The organism is Priestia sp. SIMBA_032 (assembly GCF_046535215.1).
GTDB classification, from domain to species: Bacteria; Bacillota; Bacilli; order Bacillales; family Bacillaceae_H; genus Priestia; species Priestia aryabhattai.
In genome coordinates, this window is sequence record NZ_JAWRXD010001104.1 from 1 (window position 1) to 254 (window position 254).

The window sequence follows — 254 nt, forward strand, 5'->3', positions numbered from 1 at the left end:
GTATCGCTCAATTCTGCACAAGAGCTCTTCGAATACATACAGTTTGGAAAAGATTCTTCCAGGCATAATGAAATTGACTTAATACTATTAGATATTATGATGCCTGAAATTGATGGACTTGAAGTTTGTAGGCGATTACAAAAAGAGGAGAAGTTTAAAGATATCCCTATTATTTTTGTTACAGCTTTAGAGGATGCAAATAAATTGGCCGAAGCTCTTGATATGGGGGCAATGGATTATATTACGAAACCTAT

The 254-nt window shown here is 34.6% G+C and carries 1 protein-coding gene; it reads left to right on the top strand.

The window, feature by feature from the left end; genetic code table 11:
• Positions 1-254: response regulator (locus tag SB717_RS37755; RefSeq protein ID WP_410908284.1), on the top strand; the 254-nt coding region annotated here is incomplete at both ends.